The 25,980-nt window shown below is 50.9% G+C and carries 22 protein-coding genes; 15 read left to right on the top strand and 7 right to left on the bottom strand.

Annotation, left to right across the window (positions count from 1 at the left end):
* Positions 1 to 107 precede the first annotated feature (107 nt).
* From OCV64_RS13995 to OCV64_RS13940, 12 genes are all read left to right on the top strand, one after another.
* Positions 108 to 1,142: a LacI family DNA-binding transcriptional regulator gene (locus OCV64_RS13995; protein ID WP_262670367.1), complete on the top strand. Its 1,035-nt coding sequence runs from the start codon at positions 108 to 110 to the stop codon at positions 1,140 to 1,142.
* 131 nt (positions 1,143 to 1,273) lie between these two features.
* Positions 1,274 to 2,575, top strand: a complete 1,302-nt coding sequence (locus OCV64_RS13990) for a galactokinase (protein ID WP_240287240.1) — start codon at positions 1,274 to 1,276, stop codon at positions 2,573 to 2,575.
* A 26-nt stretch (positions 2,576 to 2,601) separates the two neighbouring features.
* Positions 2,602 to 3,591: a UDP-glucose 4-epimerase GalE gene (galE, locus tag OCV64_RS13985; RefSeq protein WP_147572096.1), complete on the top strand. Its 990-nt coding sequence runs from the start codon at positions 2,602 to 2,604 to the stop codon at positions 3,589 to 3,591.
* Between the two features lie 36 nt (positions 3,592 to 3,627).
* On the top strand, positions 3,628 to 5,118 hold the full coding sequence (galT, locus tag OCV64_RS13980) for a UDP-glucose--hexose-1-phosphate uridylyltransferase (RefSeq protein WP_262670366.1): 1,491 nt from the start codon (positions 3,628 to 3,630) through the stop codon (positions 5,116 to 5,118).
* 272 nt (positions 5,119 to 5,390) lie between these two features.
* On the top strand, positions 5,391 to 6,929 hold the full coding sequence (locus OCV64_RS13975; protein ID WP_262670365.1) for an amidohydrolase family protein: 1,539 nt from the start codon (positions 5,391 to 5,393) through the stop codon (positions 6,927 to 6,929).
* Positions 6,930 to 7,193: 264 nt separating this feature from the next.
* Positions 7,194 to 7,841: an aspartate/glutamate racemase family protein gene (locus OCV64_RS13970; protein ID WP_243200915.1), complete on the top strand. Its 648-nt coding sequence runs from the start codon at positions 7,194 to 7,196 to the stop codon at positions 7,839 to 7,841.
* Between the two features lie 261 nt (positions 7,842 to 8,102).
* Complete coding sequence (locus OCV64_RS13965; protein WP_147572100.1) at positions 8,103 to 9,542, top strand: sodium:solute symporter family protein; 1,440 nt, start codon at positions 8,103 to 8,105, stop codon at positions 9,540 to 9,542.
* 114 nt (positions 9,543 to 9,656) lie between these two features.
* Positions 9,657 to 10,850: a Zn-dependent hydrolase gene (locus OCV64_RS13960; RefSeq protein ID WP_262670364.1), complete on the top strand. Its 1,194-nt coding sequence runs from the start codon at positions 9,657 to 9,659 to the stop codon at positions 10,848 to 10,850.
* A 23-nt stretch (positions 10,851 to 10,873) separates the two neighbouring features.
* Positions 10,874 to 12,256 carry an allantoinase AllB gene (allB, locus tag OCV64_RS13955; RefSeq protein ID WP_207721878.1) on the top strand — a complete coding sequence of 461 codons (1,383 nt, stop codon included), beginning with the start codon at positions 10,874 to 10,876 and terminating at the stop codon, positions 12,254 to 12,256.
* A gap of 156 nt (positions 12,257 to 12,412) precedes the next feature.
* Positions 12,413 to 13,183: an IclR family transcriptional regulator gene (locus tag OCV64_RS13950; RefSeq protein ID WP_147572102.1), complete on the top strand. Its 771-nt coding sequence runs from the start codon at positions 12,413 to 12,415 to the stop codon at positions 13,181 to 13,183.
* 83 nt (positions 13,184 to 13,266) lie between these two features.
* Positions 13,267 to 13,515 (top strand): TIGR04076 family protein, encoded by a 249-nt coding sequence (locus OCV64_RS13945; protein WP_147572103.1) that lies wholly within the window; start codon positions 13,267 to 13,269, stop codon positions 13,513 to 13,515.
* Positions 13,516 to 13,531: 16 nt separating this feature from the next.
* A complete protein-coding gene (locus OCV64_RS13940) occupies positions 13,532 to 14,368 on the top strand; it encodes a nitroreductase family protein (RefSeq protein ID WP_374739753.1) in 837 nt (278 codons plus the stop codon).
* Positions 14,369 to 14,628: 260 nt separating this feature from the next.
* Here OCV64_RS13940 and OCV64_RS13935 read toward each other — a convergent pair whose 3' ends face one another.
* The 5 genes from OCV64_RS13935 to OCV64_RS13915 all read right to left on the bottom strand — a co-directional run bounded on the left by OCV64_RS13935 (position 14,629) and on the right by OCV64_RS13915 (position 19,946).
* Entirely contained in the window at positions 14,629 to 16,182 is a 1,554-nt protein-coding gene (locus OCV64_RS13935; RefSeq protein WP_240287247.1) for a tripartite tricarboxylate transporter permease, read from the bottom strand.
* A gap of 12 nt (positions 16,183 to 16,194) precedes the next feature.
* Positions 16,195 to 16,629, bottom strand: a complete 435-nt coding sequence (locus tag OCV64_RS13930) for a tripartite tricarboxylate transporter TctB family protein (RefSeq protein WP_186852051.1) — start codon at positions 16,627 to 16,629, stop codon at positions 16,195 to 16,197.
* Positions 16,630 to 16,745: 116 nt separating this feature from the next.
* The gene (locus OCV64_RS13925; protein ID WP_186852052.1) at positions 16,746 to 17,786 is read right to left on the bottom strand and encodes a tripartite tricarboxylate transporter substrate binding protein; all 1,041 of its coding nucleotides are present in this window, start codon (positions 17,784 to 17,786) and stop codon (positions 16,746 to 16,748) included.
* A 419-nt stretch (positions 17,787 to 18,205) separates the two neighbouring features.
* Complete coding sequence (locus tag OCV64_RS13920; protein WP_186852053.1) at positions 18,206 to 18,880, bottom strand: RraA family protein; 675 nt, start codon at positions 18,878 to 18,880, stop codon at positions 18,206 to 18,208.
* 46 nt (positions 18,881 to 18,926) lie between these two features.
* On the bottom strand, positions 18,927 to 19,946 hold the full coding sequence (locus tag OCV64_RS13915) for a C-terminal binding protein (RefSeq protein WP_186852054.1): 1,020 nt from the start codon (positions 19,944 to 19,946) through the stop codon (positions 18,927 to 18,929).
* 179 nt (positions 19,947 to 20,125) lie between these two features.
* Here OCV64_RS13915 and OCV64_RS13910 point away from each other — a divergent pair, with 179 nt between their 5' ends.
* From OCV64_RS13910 to OCV64_RS13900, 3 genes are all read left to right on the top strand, one after another.
* The gene (locus OCV64_RS13910; RefSeq protein ID WP_240287252.1) at positions 20,126 to 21,055 is read left to right on the top strand and encodes a LysR family transcriptional regulator; all 930 of its coding nucleotides are present in this window, start codon (positions 20,126 to 20,128) and stop codon (positions 21,053 to 21,055) included.
* A 314-nt stretch (positions 21,056 to 21,369) separates the two neighbouring features.
* Positions 21,370 to 22,227 (top strand): MurR/RpiR family transcriptional regulator, encoded by an 858-nt coding sequence (locus tag OCV64_RS13905; RefSeq protein WP_186852056.1) that lies wholly within the window; start codon positions 21,370 to 21,372, stop codon positions 22,225 to 22,227.
* 226 nt (positions 22,228 to 22,453) lie between these two features.
* Entirely contained in the window at positions 22,454 to 23,401 is a 948-nt protein-coding gene (locus OCV64_RS13900) for a hydroxyacid dehydrogenase (RefSeq protein ID WP_262670363.1), read from the top strand.
* A 959-nt stretch (positions 23,402 to 24,360) separates the two neighbouring features.
* Here the strand turns inward: OCV64_RS13900 and OCV64_RS13895 are convergent.
* A complete protein-coding gene (locus OCV64_RS13895) occupies positions 24,361 to 25,554 on the bottom strand; it encodes a M20 metallopeptidase family protein (protein WP_262670362.1) in 1,194 nt (397 codons plus the stop codon).
* A gap of 98 nt (positions 25,555 to 25,652) precedes the next feature.
* The coding region (locus OCV64_RS13890) for a tautomerase family protein (RefSeq protein WP_262670361.1) at positions 25,653 to 25,980 on the bottom strand (328 nt) is incomplete at its 5' end.

The following is a 25,980-nucleotide window of genomic DNA, read 5'->3' as shown; positions in this document are numbered from 1 at the left end:
AGTGTAGCAGAGTTTTAGGAAAAAGGCAAAGAAAAGGGGCTGTGAGTCTTGATAAAATTTTCTGAATGTGCTATTTTATTTTTAGTAAAATTTTGTGGAGGACTGCTATGGCGACCCTGAAAGAACTTGCCGACCGGACGGGCTATTCTCCGGCTACCATCTCCCGGATCCTGTCGGGGGACCCCTCCTTGTCCGTTACAGCTGAAGCCAGAAGAAAGGTGCTGGAGGAGGCGGGACGGCTAAACTACACCGCGACCCGAAGCCGCCGGGGAAGGAGCCCGAAGGGGTTGCTCCGGGTTGGAGTGGCGGAGATGCTCACCCCGGTCCAACAGCTGGACGACCCTTATTACCTCTATCTTAGTAATTTCCTCCGCCAGAATTGCCTGGATAGGAAATATACCTGCATTCCGTTGGAGAGCAGGGGAGAGGGATTTTTGGCTCCGGAGGAAAAACTGGACGGTGTTGTGGCCATCGGCCTGTTTACCCCAGCACAAATCGACTCTCTGGCGGCCCTGTCCCCCAATCTGGTTTTTTTGGACTCATCTCCCTTTGAGAGCCGGTTTGATTCGGTAGTGCTGGGCTATGAGCTAGGGATATCCCTGGCCCTGGACCACCTGACTGAGCTGGGCCACACTAGGATCGGCTTTATCGGACCGGTATATAAATTGGATGACCGCCGCCAGCGGGCGCTGGAGGTCCGTCACCAGCTGTTTGAGAGGCAGGCAGAACAGAGAGGGCTGCTGGATCTGGGCCTGATGCTGGACTGCCCCATGGAGGCCCAGGCCGCCGCCAGGGCGGTGGGGGAGCTTTTATCCTCTGGAGCGGCCCTCCCTACCGCTTTCTTGTGCGCCAACGAGGAGGGCGCTGTGGGCGCCCTCCTGGCTTTGCGGGAGGCAGGTCTGTCTGTTCCAGGCGACCTGTCGGTTGTGTCCTTCAATGATACGCCCCGTTCTGCCCTTGTGGACCCGCCCCTCACCTCTGTGTCCACCCATGTAGAGGAGATGGCACGAGCGGCCCTGCGCCTGCTGGGGGAGAGGGCGTCCATCGGAGGGAGGGAGCCCATCCGCACCCTGCCGCTGAAGCTGGTTGTGCCGCCCACTCTAACTGTGCGGGAGAGCACCGGACCAGTCAGACGACTGTGAAAACCACTAGAAAAAGACCCTTATTTCTGTATACTGTTCCAAAGTTTTTTAATGGAAAAAATTGTGGTTGAATTTTTAGTAAAAATTTAATATACTTGACCTATCAAAAAAGAGAATGAGGTGACCTCTCGATGAACAGCTGTGCCAAGCTGCTCCAAGAACTGACCGCCGGCACCCACGACGAGGTGCTGGCCGCCCTCTACGCCCTGGATGGGACACAGGCAAGTCTGGACAGGGCCCAGGAACGGGCCGCCCAGGTGGTCCGTTCCTTTGCGGAGATTTTTACCCCTGAGGAACATGCTTCGGTGGCTCTGTTCAGCGGCCCCGGCCGCACCGAGATCGGCGGCAACCATACCGACCACCAGCACGGCCATGTGCTGTGCGGCAGTGTGGACTTGGATATGTTGGCCTGTGCCGCCCCCAACGGGAAGGAGGTCATCCGTATTCACTCCCAGGGCTATCCCACCCTGGAGGTGGAGTTGAGCAGCCTGCTGCCAAGGGAGCGGGAACGGAATACCTCCGCGGCCCTGGTCCGAGGGGTGGCTGCCAAGGCTGCGGAGTTGGGTTACCCGATGTCCGGCTTTGACGCCTATGTGACCTCAAATGTGCTGTCCGGATCTGGACTGTCCTCCTCCGCCGCCTATGAGGTGCTGGTGGGCAATATCCTGAACCACTTTTGCTGCGGTGGGGCGCTGGACCCCATTCAGATCGCCAAGATTGGCCAGTACGCGGAGAACGTGTATTTTGGCAAGCCCTGCGGCCTGATGGACCAGATGGGCTCCTCGGTGGGCGGGGCCGTGGCCATCGACTTTGCCAATCCGTCCGCTCCGTTAGTCAAGAAGGTGGAATATGACTTTACCCGGTCCGGCCACGCCCTGTGCATCGTGGACACCGGTTCCAGTCATGGCGACCTGACCGATGACTACGCTGACATTACGCGGGAGATGGGCGCCGTGGCGGCCCACTTCAACAAGCGGTTCCTGCGGGAGGTCCCTGAGGCCGACTTCCGCGCCGCTATCCCCTCCCTGCGGGTCCGCTGTGGGGACCGGGCAGTCCTCCGGGCCATCCATTACTACGAGGATGACCGTAGGGCAGTCCAGGAGGGCGAGGCCCTGGAGCGGGGAGATTTCGCCAGGTTCCTGGAGCTGGTCAACGCCTCCGGCCTCTCCTCGGCAGTCCATCTGCAGAATACCTGGTCTATATCAGATCCGAGTCAGCAGGCCATCCCTCTGGCCCTGGCTGCCGGTCAAGAACTGCTGGAGGGCACTGGAGCCATCCGGGTCCATGGCGGAGGCTTTGCCGGCACCATCCAGGCCTTCGTCCCCAACGACAGGCTGGAGGCCTTCCGGTCTGGTATGGAGGCCCTGCTGGGCCGCGGCAAGTGTCACATCCTCCACATCCGTCCCCAGGGCGGAACTGTGGTGATTGGTTGAATTTAAGAAAGGCAGGTCTTTATATTATGGCGATTTTAGTACTGGGTGGAGCTGGCTATATCGGCTCCCACACTGTGTATGAGCTGATCGACGCCGGCCGGGACGTGGTGGTGGCGGACAACCTGCTCACCGGCTTCCGGGCCGCCGTACACCCCAAGGCCCGGTTCTATGAGCTGGACATCCGGGACCGGAAGGCCCTGGACGCTCTTTTTGAGAAGGAGACCATTGAGGGAGTTATTCACTTCGCCGCCTCCTCCCAGGTTGGGGAGTCCATGGTGGACCCGCTGAAGTATTATGACAACAACCTCTGGGGCACCACCGTCCTGCTCCAGTCCATGGTGGCCCATGGGGTGGATAAGATCGTCTTTTCCTCCACCGCCGCCACCTATGGTGAGCCGGAGCGGGTGCCCATCCTGGAGAGCGACCGGACCGAACCCACCAACTGCTACGGTGAGACCAAGCTGGCCATGGAGCGCATGATGTCCTGGACCAGCCGGGCCCACGGCCTGAGGTATGTGGCCCTGCGGTACTTCAACGCCTGCGGTGCCCATCCCTCCGGAGCCATCGGCGAAGCCCACGACCCTGAGACACACCTCATCCCCCTGATTCTCCAGGTGCCCAACGGGGAGCGGGAGAAGATTTCTGTCTTTGGCGATGACTACCCCACCCGGGACGGGACCTGCGTACGGGACTATATCCATGTCACTGATCTTGCCCAGGCACATATCCTGGCGCTGGATTATCTGCTGGCCGGTGGAGAGAACAACGTGTTCAACCTGGGAAACGGAGTGGGCTTTACCGTCAAGGAGGTCATCGATGTGACCCGTAAAGTGACCGGCCACCCCATCCCAGCCGAGATTTGCCCCCGGCGGGCGGGCGACCCGGCCCAGCTTGTGGCGTCTTCGGAGAAGGCCAAGACTGTCCTGGGCTGGAAGCCCCAGTACGCGGAGCTGGACACCATCGTGTCCTCCGCCTGGACTTGGCATAAAAATCATCCCAACGGCTATCAGGGCTGAGGAGCACCACAGAAAATAGAGTATGAGGTGAGGAACATGATCGACGCCGCTGTTTCCAAACTGGCTGTCTATGCCCTGCGTACTGGGCTGATCGAAGAGAGCGAGTACCTCTGGGCGGTAAACACGATTTTGGATACGCTCAAGCTGGACAGCTACACCGACCCTGGACAGGAGTGGGGAGAAATCGAGCTGGCTCCCGTGCTGGAGGAGCTGCTGGACGACGCATACGCCAGGGGCGTACTGACAGAGAACTCTGTTGTCTACCGGGATCTGTTTGACACTGAGCTTATGGGGCGGCTCACCCCCCGGCCTTCTCAGGTCATCAGCAAGTTCCAGGCGCTGTACCGTGAGGCTCCCCAAAAGGCCACTGACTGGTATTACGAGCTGAGTCAGGACACCAACTATATCCGGCGGGACCGCATCGCGAAGGATATGCAGTGGAAGACGGACACAGAATACGGCCAGCTGGACATCACCATTAACCTGTCCAAGCCGGAGAAGGACCCAAAGGCCATCGCGGCTGCCCGGGATCTACCCGCTTCCAACTATCCCCGCTGTCAGCTATGCGCCGAAAACGAGGGCTATGCTGGCCGGGTGAACCATCCGGCCCGGCAGAACCACCGCATCATTCCCATCACCATTAATGATTCTCCTTGGTTTTTGCAGTACTCCCCCTATGTGTACTACAATGAGCACTGCATCTGCTTGAACAGCGTCCACACACCCATGAAGATCGATAGGGCCTGCTTTGGAAAGCTGCTGGACTTCGTCCGGCAGTTCCCCCACTACTTCGTGGGCTCCAACGCCGACCTGCCCATTGTGGGCGGCTCTATCCTGGCGCATGACCACTTCCAGGGTGGGCGCTATACCTTTGCTATGGAGAAGGCACCCGTGGAAACGCCCTTCGCCTTCCCGGGTTTTGAGGATGTGAAGGCCGGCATCGTCAAATGGCCCATGTCCGTGGTTCGTCTTGCCTGTCAGGACAGCGGACGTCTGGTGGAGCTGGCGGACAGGATACTCACAGCTTGGCGGGGATATACCGACGAGGCGGCCGCTATTTTGGCCGAGACGGAGGGTGTTCCCCACAATACGATTACGCCTATCGCCAGGATGCGGGACGGGAAATATGAGCTGGATCTGGTGCTGCGGAACAATCTGACTACAGAGGAACATCCCCTGGGGCTGTATCACCCCCACGCCGAGCTTCACCACATCAAGAAGGAGAATATCGGCCTGATCGAGGTAATGGGGCTGGCAGTCCTTCCCGCCCGGCTGAAGGAGGAGCTTGCGGCCGTAGCCGACAGCTTGGTCTCCGGCTCGGATCTGCGGGCCAGCGCGCTGACAGAAAAGCACGCGGATTGGGCGGAGAGATTCCAGACAAAATATACTATCACACGGGAAAATGCCCTAGACATTGTCCAGAGGGAGACCGGACTGGCCTTTGCCCAGGTACTGGAGCATGCCGGAGTGTATAAGCGGTCCAACGAGGGCAGAGAGGCTTTCTTAAGATTCTTGAAGACCATCTGAACAAATGAATCGATATGGGCCCACAGCAGAGATAGCTGTGGGCCCTGTTTTTATTTTTAGATATCCTGGCGCCCAAGCTGCTATATCTCTAATTTGCACTTCACTCCTGTTCACAATTTTGAAACTTAAAGCCTCCTAAATGGAAATTATTGGTGTTTAAAAGAAAATCTAACTTAAAATCCATTGACAAATTTATAAAAAATGGCTATTATAAACATATACATGAAATATGTTCCGATATTGTGAATTTTAAAAGGACAGGAGGAGCTGTTATGCTGGTAAGAGGAAAATATGTCCTTACGGATGGAGCAAACAGCAAATCTGTATTTCAAGAGGATGCCGCTGTCCTAATTTGTCAGGATACGATTCGGGAGATCGGCCCTTATGAAGACCTGCACCGGAGGTATCCTCAGGAGGATGTAGCTGGGGACGGCACCCAGATCCTCATGCCGGGTCTGATTGACGCCCATACCCATGGCGCAGGCCTGTCCTATGTACAGAGGGGCGTCACGCTGGACTACCTGGAGAACGCCCTTTTGAAATTTGCCACAGCCTTTCAGCTCCAGCCTGAAACCACGGCTATGCTCAACGCGGTGCGTCATATCCAAAATGGCTGCACAACCCTGCACCATAACGAGAGTGGGGCGGCGCTGGACCCTCATCTGAAGGAGACGTGTGCCAGAAAGATAGAAGGGTATCAGACGACTGGTATCCGACTGGGTTTTTCCCCCGGTGTGCGAAATAAGAACGTGCTAGCCTACGACGACCGGGAATTTCTAAAGACACTGCCGCCCGACCTGCGGCAAGAGGCCGAGCCCATGGTATATATCGATCAGGAGCGGGCGGTCGATGAGTATATGGAGGCCTTTGAGGATCTATATTCGAAGTATAATAGCGCAAAGACCCGGATCTTTTTTGGGCCAAATTGGGTCCAGGGGTCTACGGATGAGTTCTTAAGGCGTGTAAAGGAGCGGGCAGACCAGCTTCATAAGATACCCATCCACCTCCACTGTTTGCAGACCCCGGTCCAAAAGGCCTTTGGCCTGCGCAAATATGGAAAATCACTGGTAGGGCATCTAGATGATCTGGGACTGGTGGACTCCAACCTGGTGCTGGGCCACGCTGTCTACCTGAGTGAAGAGGATATTGCTCTGTTGGCGGAAAAAGACGCCTTTGTCACCCACCACGCCAGCTGTAATTTGATTATGCGGGATGGAATCGCGCCGGTCTATTATATGCTGAAGGCCGGGATGAATGTGGCCATGGGGATGGATGAGAAGGGGATCAACGATGACGAAGACCCCTTCATGGAGATGAGGATGATCTATTTCCTCCACCGACACGCTGGTATTTCCCTCACAGATTGTCCGGCATTGAGCCCTTATGAGGTCCTGCGGCTGGCCACGGTGAACGGGGCTAGGCCCACTGGCTTCGCCGGGGAGATCGGGGCCCTGCGTCCAGGTATGAAGGCCGATATGATTCTTGTGAATACTCAGGAGATTCTGAATGCGCCCTGTATGCTGCCTGGCTTCGATATGGGAGAGGTAGTGCTGCGCCGCGGACTGGGGCGCTATACGGATACGGTGATCGTAGGCGGAGAGAAGATTATGGAGCACCGCAAGCTGCTGAAGATCGATTTAGAGGCACTCTATCAGGAGGTGCGGGAGCAGGTGAGCCATGGACGCACTCAGGCCCAGTTGGACCGGGAGGCCTTTTTGGAGCGTATTAGGCCCTATTACCAGGCCTGGTACAACAGCTGGCTGGAGAATGTGGAGCTAGATCCATTTTATCGCTTCAACAGCCGGAATTGACTGCTACGAGGAAACGATCCTGTGTTTAGGAGGAACCGGTAAAACAACCGCAAAACAAGTCAGGGGCCCCTGACTTGTGCTCTATTCATAATAGAGCACAATATCCTGCGACATTTGTCATGATACAGCAGGACAAGACATATTTATCATCAAGATATATTTGGAACAATGACGGAACGCCTATGGGTCCCAGAGTGGATTATGCCGTCAACTTAAAGAAATATGTTTCAATATTGTGTAAATTGGATTGGAAAGGTGAAAGCGATGAGAGTGTTGATCATCAATCCAAATAGCGACCAGGAAACGGCAGATGTGTTATCCAAAACGGCACAGTCGTTTTTGGAGGACCGGGGAGAGTTCGACGTGGTGTCCATGAGAACAGCCCCCAAATTGGTGGTCACCTATGAGGACCAGGCGGCCTCTGCCATGGAACTGATCGCCACGGTACGGGCGGGGAGAGAGCGATATGATGCCTTTATCCTGGCCTGCCATGCCGACCCAAATCTGGACCTGGTACGGGAAGTAGCCGGTGGCAAGCCCGTCTTTGGCATTGCCGAAGCATCGATGAGGATGGCGGCTATGCTGCATGGCGGATATGCGGTGATTACTCCGTCTGAGAAGATCATTCCCAAAAAATTCGCCCTCGCCCGAAAATACCACTGTGAAGAAGAACTGAGGACTGTGGTGGTCAGCGGAGGGAACGAGAAGGAGCACCTGCTGGATGCAGGGAGAAAAGCTCTGCAGGTCCCAGGAGTTAACGCCATCGTGCTGGGCTGTGCCAATTATAGCGGCCTGGACAGCGCCCTGGAGCAAGAGCTGAATGTACCAGTTTTTGACGGTCTGATATGGGCCCTGATCCTTGCGGATGGAGCGGTTCATAACAAGGAGTATCAGAGAAAGACTCTGGGATAGGCCGAGTGGGGCAGCTCGTTTGGAGAGGAGGGCATAGAGTTCAAAGGAATGAGCACCCCGGTTTGCTTGAGAAAGGAGGACATAAGATAACGCAAAAGCCCATTTCCCGGTATTTTAGCCTGTAATCAGTATCAAACAGAAAGGATGAAGAAACATGGGAGTTTCTGGAAGCTGCATATTCCTCTGGGCTGTTTATCTCTTTTTTGGGATTTTCCCCTTGGTCTATGTTTCCATAAAGGATAAGAAAGGGGGTAAGAAGGGATGAATAACAACACGATTTACTTAGCGGTCACAGTTGCGTTCATGATTGGCTTGGCCATCATTGGTATCATGATCTCCAGGGGCGTAAAAAGCTCCGAGGACTGGATGGTAGCTGGTAAGTCCCTTGGTAAGATCCCCATGGCCGGCACTTATTTCGCCACCATTGTTTCGGCCACCTCCATTATGTCCTATATGGGCTATTATTACTTGAATGGCTGGCCCGGCTGGTGGAATGCCGCCGGAACCCTGATGACCTCCTTCCTGGCCTGTATTTACTTTGCCAGAAAGGTCCGTCAGAGTGAATGCAATACTCTGCCTGAGTTTATTGAGAAGCGGTACAGCCGGGCCTTTTCTATTCCGGCCTCCCTGCTGGTCGTGCTGTGTTGTACTGCCCTGTTGGCCAATCAGGTCACTGGCGCTGTCATCCTGCTCCAGTCCTTTGTTGATTGGAGCACCATTACCTGCTGCGTTATTCTGCTGCTGGTCTTTATCGTCTTTACCTGTATCGGCGGTATGAAGGCTGTGGCTTGGACTGATACGGTCTGTGCGCTGGTCATCATCGTGGGCGTGTGGATCATCGCGGGAGAATTCCTGTTCCGTGTGGGCGGCTTTACCGCCATGAACGAGGGCATTGCTGCCGTTGACCCGGAGTTTGTCCAGGGCTTCAGTGTCTCTATCCCGCCCATGACCGCCCTGTCTTGGGTCATTACCTGGGGTATCTGCAACTTTGGTGCTCCCCAGTTCGTGGCCCGCTTCATGTCGGCTGAGTCTCCTGAGGTTGCCTCTAAGTCCCAGGGCATCACCGGCATCGGCCTGCTGCTGTTCTATGTGCCTCTGGCTATCATCGGTCTGTGCGGCATCCTGATCCATCCCGGCATTGAGAAGCAGGACGCGGTGTTCACCACCCTGATTATGTCCGAGGTCACTCCTCTGATGGGCGCTGTGATGTTGGCTGCTGTGGTCGCCGCCATCATTTCTACCGCTGACTCTCTGCTGCTGCTAGTAGCTACCACCTTTACCCACGACTTCTACTGCAAGGTTAAGAGCAACGTGACGGATAAGGAGGAGCTGCTGGTGTCCCGTGTGTCCACCATCGTGTTCGGTGTGGGCAGCGTGGTATTGACCTTCTTCATCAATGATACCATCCAGACCTTCCAGGCGAAGGCCGTTACCCTGATGGGTTCCGCCCTGGCAGTCACCACTATGGTGGGCGTCGCCTATAAAAAGGCGAACAAGATCAGCGCCATGATCGCCGCGGTTTGTGGCTTTGTCACCGCGGTTATCTGGTACGCGCTGAACCAGCCCTTTGGCATCATGCCCGCTCTGCCGGCTTGCGCCGTCTGCTTCGTGGTCATCATGGTCGCCTCCTGGATTACGCCTGCCAGCGCAAATGATACAGCCGACAAGGAAGTGATGGAGAACCTGTTTGGCAAACAGTAATTTTTGAAATCAGACACCGGGATATCTCCAGAGATATCCCGGTGCTGAGAGAAACCATCTTAGGGGAACTGGACCTGGGATGGAGGATATATGTTAGACGAGGTGACAGTGATCATGAGTCGGTTAAACGATATGCTCCAGGAGATTGGGGGGATCGGCCGGAATGAGGACGGTTCTATCACGAGGCTTGGCGCGTCAGAGGGGTATTTCCAGGCCCTGGAGCAGGTCAAAATGAGGATGGAGGCCCTGGGGATGAAAGCGGAGCAGGATCCGGTTGGAAATCTGCATGGCATCCTCCCTGGCACTGACCCGGAGGCCAAGTCCATTGTACTCGGATCTCATCTGGATACGGTGATCAAGGGCGGCGTCTTTGACGGTATGCTGGGCGTTACTGGCGCGCTGGAGGTGGTTTACCGCTTGAAGGAGCAGGGCCGGGCATTGAAGCATCCGCTGGAGATCTGGGGCTTTAACCTGGAGGAATCCAGCCCTCTGGGGGGCACTTTTGGAAGCCGCTGTGTGGCTGGTATGGTGGATGCGGAGGCTCCCGGCTATGCTGAACGGCTGGCCAAGTATGGAATGAAACCGGAAAATGTCCGAGCTGCCAAAAAGGACTTGGATAAATATGGGTGTTATTTGGAGTACCACATTGAGCAGGGCGACAAGCTGGACAGCGCCGGGCTGGATATTGGCGTCGTGAGCGGGATCGTCAGCGTTGTCCGCTATGAGGTGACCGCCCACGGGATCAGTAACCATGCCGGCACGACGATGATGCCCAGCCGCAAGGATGCGCTGGTAGGGATGTCCAAGCTCATTGTGGGGGCCGATGCCCGCGCCAGAGAGCTGGATGATACCCTGGTGTTCACCGTAGGAAAGCTCTCTGTTGCCCCAGGGCAGGAGAATGTTATTCCCAACGAGGTAGTCGCAACCTTTGAGATGCGGCACATGGACAAGGCGGTCACAGATCAGTTCTATGCAGATATCCAGGCGATGGCCAAGGAGATATCCAACTGTGAGTTTACTTTTGTGAACACTGTGGCAAAGTACTCCACTCCCTGTGACCCGGCCCTGATTGATACGATCGACCATGTTTGTACCGGCTTGAATATCAGCCATATCATCATGCCCAGCGGCGCCGGCCATGACGCAAATCCCATGGCGCACGAAGGGGTCCCCATCGGGATGGTGTTCGTGCCCAGTGTAAAGGGGATTAGCCACCATGGAGACGAATGGACGGATCCGAAGCACATCGATCTGGGCGCGGACGTCCTGTATGAAACCGTGTTAGCTCTGGATAAAACAGATCTTTGAGAAATTGGAAAGGAAGGATAACTATGCTGGATCTTTTGGTCAAAAATGGCCTCACCTATGTAGATGGAGTATTCAAAAAGTGCGACGTAGGCGTCAAGGATGGTAAGATTGCCTGTGTGGCTGAGTGCGGCATCCTGGGTGAGGCGAAGCGCGTCATTGAAGCGGAGGGGAAGTATGTGATCCCCGGTGGCATTGACACCCATGTTCACATCCGCAGCCCAGGACATGATGACCGGGAGGACTTTTACACCGGCACCATGAGCGCGGCACAGGGCGGCTGCACCACCATCTTGGAGCACCCCATTTCCACGCCTCCTCAGTACAACAAGGAGATCCTGGATAACCGCAAGAATATCGCCCGAGACAAATGTGTGGTGGACTACGCCTTTTACGGCGCGGCCGGCGGAGAGTTCCCCGAGGAGATCACCGAGATCGCCAAGGAGGGCATCGTGGCCTATAAATCCTTCCTCCACCAGGCGCCTGAGGGCCGTGAGAAAGAATTCGTGGGCCTGACGATGGCCAACGACGCTGAGATTCTGGTGGGTATGCGTGAAATCGCAAAGACCGGGCTCATGATGGCCTCCCATGCGGAAAATAATGACCTGATTACCTATAACATCGCCAAGATGCGGGCCGAAGGGCACACCAAGCCTCTTGACCACTGCAAGTCCCGTCCTCCCATCACAGAGTATTCCACCGTAGCAAAGCTCATCATGTTTGCCAAGGAGACAGGATGCACGCTGGAGCTGGCCCATATGTCCACAGTGGAGTCCATGGAGCTGGCCAGAAAGGCTCGCTTTGAGGGACAGAAGGTCTTTGTGGAGACCTGCCCCCACTACCTGCTGTTGGATGAGACCGCGTTGGAGAAGTATGGTCCCTTTGCCCGCTGCAACCCCCCGCTGCGTCCCAAGGAGACCGTGGAGAAGCTGTGGGACTATGTAAACGATGGCACCATCGACTTTATTGGCAGTGACCACGGCCCCTTCCTACTCTCGGAGAAAGAGCAGGGGAACGAGGACATCTTTAAGGCATTCTGCGGTGCCCCCGGCGTGGACCTTCGTCTGCCGCTGATGCTGGATGCCGCCGCCCGTGGAAAGACCACCATCGAGCGTGTGGTGGAGCTGCTGTGCGTCAATCCCGCTCGGTGCTTTAATATCTATCCCCAGAAGGGGACCATCAGTGCTGGCGCGGATGCTGACTTGGTGGTATTTGACATGAACGACACTACCGTGGTGGACCGGAACAAGAGTTACAGCAAAGCCCGTGAGACCGCCCGCATCTTTGACGGCTGGGAGTTGGGCTGCAAGCTGAACTATACGGTGGTACGGGGCCGCGTTCTGATGGAGGACGGCGTCGTGGATCCAGATTGCGCCGGATACGGTCAGCTGGTTACTCCCCAGAAATAACTTATTCTCTCTTTCCTGCTCAAAGAGCCCCCGGCTACTGCTCGGGGGCTCTCTGCATCCGGCCGGTTCATGTTGAAATCCGGAGAGAAACAGGATATAATCCAAAGCGGTATCCTATCAATGGATATTCACATGAAATGAAAAAGAGGGGCGGAAATGAAGGAAAGTCTGAAGGAAAGTGAGTATATCAATTCCATTGTCCGGGCGACAGAAATTTTGAATCTATATCGGGTCAAAGATGTCAAATATCTTGGTGTGACCGACATCAGCCAGGAGTTAGGACTGCATAAGACCTCGGTGTTTCGTATCGTCAAAACGCTGGAACATACAGGGTGGCTAGTCCAAGACGCGCCAAATGGGAAATATCGGATTGGCGCGAAGCTGATCGTCCTCTCGGCTGTTTCCCGTCAGCAGTTTTCTATTGACGACATGATCTATCGTGAGATGCAGCTGCTGGGGCAGCGGTTTAACGAGGATATTGTCCTGACCGGCCTGGTAGACGGCTATCAGGCGGTCTGTATCACAAAAATAAAATCCAACAATGCGCTCCAGATATCTTCCAACGTAGGGTATGCCATCGGAATGACCAAAGGTTCCACCGGGAAAGTCCTGCTGGCCTATCTCCCTAAGGAGATGCAGGAAAAGGCAATTCAGTTGGACAGCCCTGACATCACAGAGGAAGGCCGGGAGGCACTCTTTAAGACATTGGAGAAGATTAGGGAAACCGGATACTGTGTATCTACTTCCGAGCGGGACGAGGGAGTTTCCTCTATTTCCATGCCGCTGTTTGGGCGGGACGGACGCATCATTTACTCTTTGGGCATCGTAGGGGAGGAGCATCGCATGACCAATAAGGGCCGTGAACAGATGCGCCGCGCCCTGCAAGCGTCGATAGAGAGGATCCAAGAGGTGCTGTCTATCGTATAAAGGACCTATCGGCTTTACTTAGCCTCAGGACGGCCCATACCCATTTTCCCGGCTCAGGGCCAGAACACAAAAGGAGGATCGCCATGGAAGACCATAAAACAAAGATTGTGGTATTGGAGAGCGGCTGCCCCCACTATCAGGCGGGGGATGAGATCTATTTCAGCGGCGCATTTATTGAAAAGGAAAAGAGCGCGGAACTGTGCGCTGTGGCTTTAAACGCCGTTTATCCGTTTGTATATGCCGCCCGCCGGGGCGGAAGTGTAAAGCCGACGCCGGTTCAGTGTCCCGACTGCGGCGAAAGCGTCGTATTCCAAGTGATGCGCCTGGATTGAGATCCGCTGTGCAGAAATGACTGAAAAGAGGAAAACAATGGGAAACAGAGCAGCTGATAGAACATACGAAATACAGTGCCCCTCCTGCGGAATGTGTTATAGAGAATGCGTACTACAAGCGGATGCCATCACGCAAACAGAATATGGGGTAAAGATTGATTTGGACAGATGCAGCCGCTGCGGTCATTGTGCAGCGGTCTGTCCCACCGGCTGTATGGAACATCCATATGCGCCCCTCCAGACGGAACAGCCTCTGGTCCTGCCCCCGGAAGAGGCTCTGGCCTTCCTTCGGACACCCAGGTCAGTGCGCCGATATCGGTCTGATCTGGTCCCTAAAGATGTCATAGAGAGACTTCTCAATGCCGGACGCTATCCTCAGACCGCGAAGAATGCGCAGGGGATCAGCTATTTGGTGGTGAGCGGACGGGAAAAAGTGGTACAGATCAATCAACTATACTGTGAGATCGCAAGAACTTTGCCGGAGGACTTTCCACTGCGAAGCCGTGTCATGCGCCCTGTACTGGTCCAGGAGGAGAAAAAGACAGACGCGCTTTTTTACGGCGCACCTCAGCTGATATTTACTCTGGCAGATATGGACCACGAGCGATGGAAGGAGAACAGCCAGTTTTCTCTTACATTTCTGTCGCTCATGGCACCCTCGCTTGGGTTGGGCACCTGCTGGTGTGGGCAGATGGGCCTGCTGACCGCTCAAATGGAATATATGAAGCGGTTTGGAGCGCTGATAGGACTGCCGGAAGGAAAACGAATCTGTGGATGCATGATCTTCGGATACCCTGATGTGAAGTTCAGACGGCTTGTGGCCAGGGATCCTCTGGAAGTTTTTTGGCGATAGTAGAGACTGAAGCGCTATAGCTCCGCGACATATCCTGATTAATAATTGGAGATGGATGGAACAAAACCCTGATGCGTAAAAGAAGTGTGCCGCCTGTTTTCACAGGCGGCACACTCTTTGCTTTCGTCAGCCCTATATGCTTATACCTTCTTGGTATATAGTTATATATATTCAGAGGTTGACATGTAAAAGCCGATGTTCTATAAGAAAAATATTGTTGCGAATGCTTCTGCTATCCTGTATCTGGTTATCGCAGAGAATCAATCTTCATGAGCGGTGTCAGCTAAAACGTCTGGATCAGAAGGGGCGGCCTTCTTATTGATAATTTTCATCAATACAGGGCTGAACAATGCTACAAGAATCAACACGACCAAAACCATGGAAATTGGTCTTGTCAAAAAGTATTGGAATAGCCCTGTACGCTTCGTGATGACCAATGTCTGTCTCCAATTGCTTTCAGCTATTGGCCCTAGGATCATAGCCAGAACTACAGGTGCCGTAGCAAATCCGTACTTGCGCATGAAATAGCCGATAAAACCAAAAATCAACATAATCCACACATCAAAAATGCTCTGTTGGACAGCGTAGGAGCCCACAGTGGACAATGCGATAATCAGCGGCGCCAATATCGTCATCTTTACAGTAGAAATTTTAACTACCTGTTTACATACTAGCAATCCGGCAACGCCCATTAAAATATTTGCGATTGCAAATGCTAAGATAATACAATAGACGATAGGACCGGTAGTGGCATCAGTAAAAAGCTTATAGCCGGGATTCAATCCCTTAATCATCAATCCGCCCAGCATGATAGCTGCCACGCCAGAACCGGGGATTCCCAAGGTCAAGAGAGGAATCAGGGCACCTCCGGTGACTGCGTTATTGGCGGTTTCAGATGCTGCAATACCGACAAGCGAGCCATGTCCAAACTGTTCAGGATTCTTCGAGGAGTTCTTTGCGGTGTTGTAAGAAATCCAAGAGCCGATATCGCCGCCAGCACCAGGCAAAATTCCAACAAGAATGCCAATAATAGAGCTTTGTGCAATCGTGGGAAGTAACGGCTTGAATTCGCGCCAAGGTAATAGCGGGCTGCCAGACAAATTCTTGGCATTCTCATCCAGAACGGTAGATTTTCCTTTTACTACATCTTCTATCGAAAACATGACTTGGCTGATGGAAAACAGGCCTATCATAGCGGGGACTAAGTTAATACCTGCTTGAAGCTCTAAAAAACCGAAGCAATATCTGGGGGCCGATGTTTGGATATCCAGGCCCACGCAGCCAATAATCAATCCGAGGCAACCGGAGAGCAACCCTTTCATCATGTTATCGCCGGCCAAAGACCCAATAATGGTAAGACCGAATACCCCAATCAGAAAGTACTCCAAGCTGCTGAATTTCAAGGCGACTTGGGAAAGAGCCGGCGCAATGAACAGCAATGCAATTGCGGAAATTGTTCCTCCAATCATCGAACAGATGGTGGAGGTGCCAATTGCCTTGAGTCCTTTGCCCTGGCGGGTAAGCGCGAATCCATCTGCTGCGGTGGCTGCTGATGCAGGAGTGCCAGGGGTGTGGAGCAGACATGCGGTAATAGAACCGCCATAAATTGCGGAGGTATAAACCGCAACCAACAAAGTGATGCCTGCCTCGCCACTCATACCGAAGGTTACGGGAATCAACAACGCCACTGCCATAGAGGCAGACAATCCAGGCATAGCGCCAATAAACATACCGCCTAATGTGCCGGCGATAATTGCAACGATTACGTCGGGCTGTGTGAGCATAGCGGCACCTTGCGCCATTAAGTTAAACATATGCTTGCCCCCTTACTTCAACAGAGGTACTTTCAGTACCACTACAAACAAAACGTAAATAAAAACTAAATAAACGGCGTCTATTGTTAAAATCAACCAAAGCGGCTTGACTTTCTCAATTAGCATAAATACGAGGATCAAAATCGCCGTTGCAATAAAATAGTTCGTAAAGCTAAATAGGACGCAATATAATACGACACCCAAAAACATCAGAATGGGGACTTTGATTTCAGAGATAGATGTATATCCCTCGTTGGAAGGATTCTTTTTTAATTGCCTTACCGTGCGGACTAAAAGAGCTGTATTACATATCAGAGCCACTGACAAAATCAGCCGCGGCATAGTTTCGGCACCGCTCTTCATAGTAAAGGTCTGCATGAAACAAAACAACATGAATGCATAAATCAAAATACAGGCAAAAATGTCCTGCTTTGCCTTTCTGTTCACCAAGGATCTCCTCCCCTTTGCGGATATAAGACACAAAGCCAGCGTCCCCCAGGCGGATGCGCCTGGGGGGACGCCGCCTATTATTATGTGATATCTGTCATGTTATGAAGCGCGGATTAGGCACCCCAGATCTCTCGGGCAGTGTTCTGCATTTCGGTCAGGTAGTTTAGATACTCCTCGCCTTCCTTGAAATCAGTGGTGGTGTAAATATCAGACAGCTGCTTAATCATATCAGGATCCTGAACCGCCTGCTTAACTGCGTCAGCTAGAACGACTTTAATATCCTCGGGCACATCCTTCAACATAGCATATCCGCGGCTGGAGCAGCCAGTAATGTCGGTTCCAGTCAGCTCCTTGTAAGTAGGAACGTCGGGCAAATTGGGGTCGCGCTCGTCAGCAAATACGCACAGAACTTTATACTGACCATCCAGATGACCGGCGGCCATTTCGGAAACATTACCCATTACAAAGTCGGTGGTACCGTTCAGCAAGAAGGTAATATTGTCACCAGAGCCTTCAGAAGCAATAATGTCTACTTCAACACCAAGGTCATTCGCCACCAGCATATCAGTAGTAGAATCGTCAGAGGTAATACCCATACCGGATGCGGAGGTAATCATTACACCTTCCTGTTTCCAGTAGTTTGCAAAGCTCTCCCAGTCAGAGTAACGATCATCATCTACTCGGATGGCCATACAGCTTGAGTCGGTAACCTGGTTGCAAATTAACTCGAAGTCATTATGATCATACTTCATCGTGTTATTCACATCGTATTTACCGGCAGTTACATTGGGGCTGTTGATGAGGAAAAAGCTATATCCATCGGGGTCGGTACTCTCCAGCATTTGATTCCATAGCACCCAACCAGAGGCGCCCGTAACATTTTCGACGGTACAGGTAGTACCGAGAATCTCACCGACCTTAACCGCCATCAGACGGCACAGGGTGTCGGAGCTGCCGCCGGCAGAATAGCCACAGTACAGTGTAATATTTTTATTTCCTGGGTAGGTTCCGGTTTGAGAAGGGGCCTGTGCTGATGTAGACGTACCACCGTCAGCGGATGTAGAGGGCGTCTTGGTGTTGTTGTTTCCGCAAGCGCTTAAGGTCATTACCAGAGCCAAGGACAACGCGGTAATGGATGCAAGTTTCTTTTTCATAATCTATTCTCCTTTTCATCCTAATTTTTATTTGTACGGGGGTGGGTTCCCGAACAAATCGACAATACCTTACACTGGAGACTAAATACAAGGAAACTATCACTACAATTTGAAGTATAGCCTCTACATTTACTTCATTCAATCGGAAAATATTTATAGAAAAGAAGGGTCGTTTTTATCTATTTTTCCGATTCTTAAAGGGGGAATGAAAAATTTCTTCATTTATAAGGTAATTTAATGTAGTGAATGAAGTGACTGTTACCCCTGTGAAACAAAAGATTTTCATAAAGACACATTCGTGATAGATTACAGAGAAGGTTTCGAGTTGTTCATGAGTTGGAACAATTTAAACGATATCCGCGCTAACTATTCTAATTCTCGGTTGGATTTGTTTCTAGATGCATTGAATAGAAAAAAACTTAAAAATCACACCCGATTTCTTTTAACTTTTCATCTACCCAAGGGCGAATATATTCGCCTTTATGGATAATATTTTCCATAATTTTTGCTTCCTTTTCCATCGTCTTGCAGGTAGCGGCGGCCAGTGCTTCGGCGTCTACAGGATCGATAATAACAATACCATCTCCATCTCCGACAATAATATCTCCTGGTTTTACTGTTTTCCCTCCAATAACAATAGGAACATTGATTTCTCCAGGTCCATTCTTGTAAGGCCCATTGGGGGTTACACCTTTTGCATAGACAGCAAAATCTGTCAGTGTGCTAATCCCATCAAGATCGCGAATCGCCCCATCACAGACAATACCGGCGATCCCCCGAACTCGGCAATAGCTGACCATTAGTTCACCGAAAATGGCACGGTCTACACTACCGCCAGCGTCGATCATGATGACATCCCCAGGCAAAGCCATATCCATAGCTTTGTGGAACATGAGGTTGTCTCCCTGCGGCATACGGATTGTAAAGGCTGTGCCCAGTAAAGGGCTCCGGTTCATGGGACGAATTGCCGCGTCTACCGCTGCAATTCGTCCCATATTATCATCGATGTTGGCCACTGGCATCTCTCGGAACAGTTCTACCAGTTTTTTATCAGGCCGGTTGATTTCATAAACAATTTTGTTTCCTATACTCATTTTGCTCTCCTTTACCCTATTTGTACCAATTAGCCTTCGGTTCGTTTCAAATAAACTTAAGTCCTAAATCTTTGTCTAAAACTGCGCGATTGGCTACATAGCGACGAGGCAGCTTTCCCACCGTGAGGGCGTCAGGCAACAGTTGGCATACCATGGTAATTTGCGTCTTTTTTGCTCCCACACCATATGATCCGCTATGGGGACTCAAAATTACATTGTCCATTTTAAGCAACGGATCATTTGCTTCTATCGGCTCTTTTTCCACGGTATCCAAGCCGGCATAAAGGATTTCACCGTTTTGTAAGGCCCATGCAAGTGCTTTCTGATCAATCACTGGGCCGCGAGACGTATTGATAATCATAGCTGTATTTTTCATTTTGCGGAATGCGTCTTCGCTAAAAATATGGGTTGTTTCAGGAGTAAGATTAACATGTATCGATATGATATCACTGTCCGTGAGCAGCTCATCAAAAGATACAAACTTCACATGTGGATACTGGCGCTTAACTTCGTCTGTAATATAGGGGTCACATGTAATAATTTTTGTACCAAATCCATTGTAGAAGATATCATGCAAGTGGCGGGCGGCCCCACCAAACCCGAAAAGCCCTAAGGTCATCTCTCGAACATCCCCAGGGAGTAAGTATTGACACTTAGGCCAACCACCCTTGCGAATTTCGCGGTCATAGTAATTGGTATTACGGATTAATCCCATAATCATAGCCGTGGCTAAATCTGCAAGCTCTTTAGCACAAAAACCAGGCAGATTTAAAACGACGATACCCAGTTCTGCAGCTGCGTTCAAATCAATGGAATTGACGCCTACACCAAAACGTTGTACATATTTTAGTTGTGGTAACGCTTCCATAACTTTGCGTGTAATAGGGGGATTTCCGGTCGCTAAAATTGCAATTGCTCCTTGACAGCCACTGATAATTTCTTCTTCTGTAATAAAGTGTTGTGTATCCAGTTTTAAACCTGCCTGGGCATAAGCTGCTCGTACTTTCTCCAATTCTTCGGACGATACACTGCCATAATCTTTATCTACGACTACTGCTCTTTCCATATATCTCCCTTCCTTTTGACCCAAATGATTTTGACTTTATGCTTCGGTTTATGTATATTGCACAATTTGATTTGGCTTAATGATAGCATATCATTGACGAGAAGTACAATTCAATATATAATATAATCAACATTCCTTTTATGTCATATAGACTCCGGGAGAATCTGAAGGTAAGAGCTATGTTGTATAAAAATTACGATTATTTTCTGACTATTGCGAAGCTTGGCAGTTTAACAAAGGCTGCTGAAGCACTATATGTTACTCAACCATCTCTTAGCAAATATTTAAGTCGCCTTGAAGAAAGCCTCAATATTCAACTATTTGATCGATCTTCCTCCCCGCTTTCATTGACCTATGCCGGGAAATTATATCTTGACTATGTCAATAAAATGGCCGACCTGAATCATCAGCTTCAGGATGATTTTGATAAAATACGCAATGATGAGAAGGGAGAATTTACATTTGGTATTACAAGCTGGAGGAGCAGTATTATGCTCCCCACTCTTCTGCCGCTGTTTCGGAGTCGGTATCCACATATAAAAATTAATGTTGTGGAGGGCAAAAGCTACACATTTGAAAGCGCTATGCTGAACAACCAGGTGGATTTTTGCCTGATGAGTGTACCATCTAACTTTAGTTTCCCTGCTACTTATGAAAGTCTTGGGATGGAGAAGATCTATCTGGCCGGAAATCGACGGCACTTACTTGTCCAACATGCGTTGCAGCAGCCGGCAGGCCCTGATGGTATACACAATTTTGACGTTTCTTTACTGAATGGCGAACAATTTATTAATCTAAAGCCAGGTCAGCTGCTCTGCCGTTTAAACCAGCGATTTTTTAATCAACATGATGTGCATCCTAGAGAGATCTGGAGTACAGAAAATATCGTGACCGCACTGAATCTAGTTAATTGTACAGAATATTTTACATCTATCCCTGCGCTATGTACCAAGATGGAGCATTTGCCTGAAAATGTCGTCCTCTTTGAGTTCGGAACGCCTCCTCTTGAGTGGGAAATTGCCATTGTCTATCCTAAAAACTCACATATTACACGTACTATGAGATTATTTATAGATACAATCAAAGAATTATATAGCTATCCAGCTTGATCGATTAAGGAGTGTAATACAGTATGAAATTAATTATAGGCGATAAAAGAGGCGAAAAAGCGCAAAACCACAACCACTCAAGTGGCAGTCAGGATTAAACTGTCTGGAAGTAATCGATCAGTCATAGCTCTAACGCTGCGAATGAGAGACTGGTTAGCGGAGTTCCTAAGAGGGGCACAATGGCCTTTAGGGGATAACACCAGGCCGGGATTTTCTCATTCTAACAGCTTTGGTATCAGATGTGAAAAAGGAACGGATAACGGCCGTAGCTCAATCCTGTAAAACCACCTTGATTGTAATAGGGGGATCTTCGGGTGAACACTTCTTTTGTTCGGCGCATTCAACAAGCCCGACTTACTCATGGACAGTTAAAAATTGCGGACTATTTTTTAAAACATCAAAATCGAATTTGCACAATGAGCAGCTTGGCGGTTGCACGTGAAGTAGGAGTAAGCGACGCCTCTATTATTCGTTTCTCACGAGCAATTGGCTACAAAGGTTTTGCGGATTTAAAAAATGATTTGCATAGCAATTTGACACAAGAGCTTTCGCAGATAAATCTAGGTAAATATCCGCCAGACAAGCGCCTGGATGTGCAAGTGAAAAAGTATGAATATTTAAATCGTCCCGCTGAACTGCTCCATCTTTTGCTAAATAATGTGGAACAGTCCCTTCGACAAAATGACTTTCAACAATATGAGCGGGCGGTAAATCTTTTGTCTAGTGCTCGAAGGCATCTGGTGCTTGGACTACATGGGTGCCAGGGGATTGCACTCTATTTTGCACGGGCGCTTAGTTTTTTGATGGACGATGTACGGACTATAACTGCTGGTTCCAGTGATGATGCTGCATTGCTTCAAAACTTGTGTCAAAATGATGTAGCGCTTGCGATCAGTTTTGCCCGATACTATAAAAGTGATTTTATATTGGCTAATTTAATCAAAAGTCAGGGGATTTCTTTGATTACCCTTACTGATAGTACCGCATCTCCCTTGGCTCAGGTTGCCGACGTTGTCCTATTAGTAGAAACAAAACATATGAGTTTCCTAAATTCCGCTGCTGGGTCAATTAGTGTTTTAGAATATTTATTGGCTATGCTTTGTTGGAGAGAGCCTCAGAAATATCAAATGCATATGGAGGAGCGTGAAAAATTTACTGCCCCCTTCTTGTAATGACGATCTTGTCATCCACTACAAAATCTATTCTTTTTTGTCACTTTTTTTGCCTTGTATAGCGGACTAAACGACAAGTTATCCAAAAAGTATAGAGAAATTTTAGAAAAAGTCTGCCATTGAATGTTGTGTGTGTAGTGCCTATAATCAAGTTTGTAGTATATACTACTTTCTGCGTTCTTGCCTATAACCACAACCCTTAAAAGAAAGGCAGGCAAATAATCATATGACACATCGGGTTTTAATTTCTGAAACTGTCGCTCAGGAAGGAATTGAATATCTAGAGGAACATGGGTATCAGGTTAAGCGTGGACATGGAATTGATCACTTATCATTGTTAGAGGATATTCAGGATTGTGATGCTGTACTTGTCCGAGTAGCTATCATTGACCAGGAGATTATAGAAAAAAATCCTCAACTGAAAGTGATCGCAAAACATGGCGCGGGCTACGATAATATTGATGTCGGAGCCGCGGAAAAGCAAGGAGTTCGAGTTGTTTTTGCGCCAAATGCCAATTCCCTATCTGTCGCTGAACATACCATGGCGCTTCTCCTTGCCTGTGCAAAAAAAATCCCTTATTTTTCTCGTGAATATGCGAATGGAAATCCTCAGGTACGTGATCTTTATCCGAATGATGAGATTCATGGCAAGTGCCTAGGGTTACTTGGTCTTGGTAGAATTGGAATGGCAGTGGCCAATATGGCGATACATGGCTTTGGTATGCGTGTTATTGCATATGACCCATTTTTAGCTGAAAATAGAGACATTGGTGAGGTAAAGCTGGTACATAATCGGGATGAATTGCTGGCACAGGCGGACTATGTCAGTGTCCACATCCCGGCGACGCCGGAAAATATTAAGAGTATCAGTAATCATGAATTCCAGATCATGAAGCCTACGGCAGTTTTAATTAATGCCGCCCGTGGAAAAATCGTAGATGAAACGGCACTGGAAAGGGCTATTCGAAATAAGGAAATTGCAGGCGCCGGTTTGGATGTGAGTGACCCGGAGCCAGCTGTGCCTGATAATCCGCTTTTCCATATGGATGAGGTAATTATGACTCCTCATTGTGCAGGCACAACGCATGAGGCTATGGTCCGTATGGTGCTTGATGCTGCAAAAGGGATCGACGAAGTATTTTCCGGCAGGGAACCTACTTACAAGATTATATAATACTTTATGAAAAGGCCCTCTCATGCGGTGTTGTTGTCCCGTTTTGAGAGGGCCTTGTTGTACAGATGTTTCGTCCTATTGCCCGGACTGATAAAAGATAGTCATATGTTTCCCATATAATATTGGGGGGCAATTTTTACTAAAATAACTGCGATAAGATTGGCAAGAGAAACCTTCTGATCTACGAGGAATATCTAAATAGAGTCCTTCGTATCCCAAGTATCTGGCGTTCATGGACAAGGCTTATGCGGCTGAAGGAAATGAAGATGAAGAATTTCTTAAATAATGTAACTAATAATGCCGGTTACAACTTTTCTGAAATAACTTTAGAACTCTTTTAACTATAAAATATTTTAACCCGGACAAAGGCTGTCTGGGTTTTCTATTATTCTCCAATATAGAGTGGAAAAGAATGTCTCGTAAGCAAGGGCAGTCATAAACTTTTCATAGACCAGGGAGATCGTTTCAGTTGGTACGGCGGATAAACGACGGTTGGTTACAAAGACAATATTCCGAACTGGTGTATACGTTGAATATGGTATGCCACGGCACTACACCGAGCAAATACTGCGGCAGTCACCTAATAACCACTTACTTATCGGCTTGGAAGTGAGGCGTGTATCGTCTCCTGGATCCAGGCATACATCAGCGGAAGGTGGTTTTCAGAGGTGCGGATGTTCATACGGAAGGTCGTGGTTCATAATTAGAACATGAGGTGAGGGAAGTATTCTCGACAGACAGGGGAGATCATGATAAGGATAATTGGGTTCATTGGCACAATTGAAGAAAACATGGAGTAGGGTAGAACTTCATAGATGAAAAAGCCCCCGTCAGATACTGCTTCTGCAGTATCTGACGGGGGCTGGGCAGTTCGAAGCTCCCTTGTCAAAGATGTCTTGCAGGGGAGGAGTTTTTAAGTGTTTATGGCGTCGCGGTGACGACACGCTATACACCTGATATTATCGGGCGTCCTTACTGTGACGGTCCAGGATATACTGGACCATAACGGCAATACCGTAGGGGATGGCCTCATCGTTAAAGTTAAAGGCCCCATTGTGCAAAGCTGTGTACTCAGTGCCATCGGGCCAGCCGATCCCCAGCCGGAAGAAAGCGCCCTTACCCACTGCGCTTACTAAATTGGAGAAGTCCTCAGACCCCATGACTGGGCCATCCAAGGGCTTGACGTGGGACTGACCCAGGGCTTTGACCATAGCCTTCTCTAGATTCTGAGTCACGCCGGGATCGTTGTATAGGGCGGGAACGCCGCGGGTATACTCGATCTCAGCCCGACAGCCTAGTGCCTGGGCGGCCCCCTCGACAGTACGTCGGATTTTGGACTCCAGTTCATCCCGAACGCCGGGGTCCAGGCAGCGGACCGTACCGCCGAACTTGACTTCGCCAGGGATGACATTGAAGGCGTCGCCGGCATGGATGGAGCACACACTAACCACCGCCTGCTTGGCGGTGACGATTTCGCTGGATACGATGTTTTGTAGAGCGCTAACCGCTAGGGCGGCGGCGGGGATGGGGTTCGTGGCTTTATAGGGCCGGGCACCGTGTCCACCCTGGCCAATGACCCGGACCTGGAACATATCGGCGGAGGCCATATATTCTCCGGGCCATACTCCCACTTCACCTACCTTTAGATAGGGCCACCCGTGGAGGCATACCACCTCCTCCACGTCAGGATCTTTCAGGGCGCCGGACTGAACGATCTTGAGGGCGCCATACAGTCCCTCCTCCCCGGGCTGGAAAATCAGCTTTACCACGCCGGAAAACCGATCCCGCCACTGGTGGAGCAGCTTGGCTACGCCCAGCAGGACGGCCACATGACCATCATGTCCGCAGGAGTGGGCTGCGCCAGGATTTTGGGAGGAATAGGGGGCACCGCTCTCTTCGGTGAGAGGAAGGGCATCGATATCAGCCCGAAGGCCGGTGACGGGACCATCGCCCAGACCGCCCCGGATGATGGCGACTAGGCCGGTCTCCAGCTCCAGAGGCAGGATCTCTACCCCCATTTCTTCTAGTTGCCGACGAATAAAGGCGGTGGTCTGAAACTCCTGGAAGGAGAGCTCAGGATTCTGATGGACGGTCTGGCGGCAGCCAGTGCAGTATTCCTTTAGGGCAAGAGCTTCTTTCAGCACATCTGTCATAGTGATATCCTCCTAGAAAGAGGGGCACGGGCCCCGTTCAGATGGGATAGGAGCTCGCCCGGTGCCGATGAAAGGATCAGGACCGGGCGAGGGGCGTATTATTGTTGGCTGCGATAGGGATTGATGGGGGGCTTTGGGTCCATGGTCTTCAGTACACCACGGGCGCACACATTGGAATTGGGATGCTCCTTGAAGATAACAAAGGTATCCCCCTTCTGCTCGCCAAAGACGTCGCCGCAAACCTGGTCGAAGAGCTGTCCCACCTTGTTTTTCTGTTCGTCGGGCTTGCCTTCGGTGGTGTATACGATGAGGACACGTTTCTTAGCGGCGTCGGGGCACATATTTTCCGGCTCATACTCCTGGACCCAGAGGGAGATCGCCATGGGAATCAGGTCAAAAGCTTCACACAGGGCGTTCTTGGTTTCG

Source organism: Muriventricola aceti (genome assembly GCF_025567565.1).
Classification (GTDB): Bacteria; Bacillota; Clostridia; order Oscillospirales; family Oscillospiraceae; genus Lawsonibacter; species Lawsonibacter aceti.
Note: the sequence above shows the minus strand (reverse complement) of the source record. Positions and strands in the feature narration are given on the sequence as shown.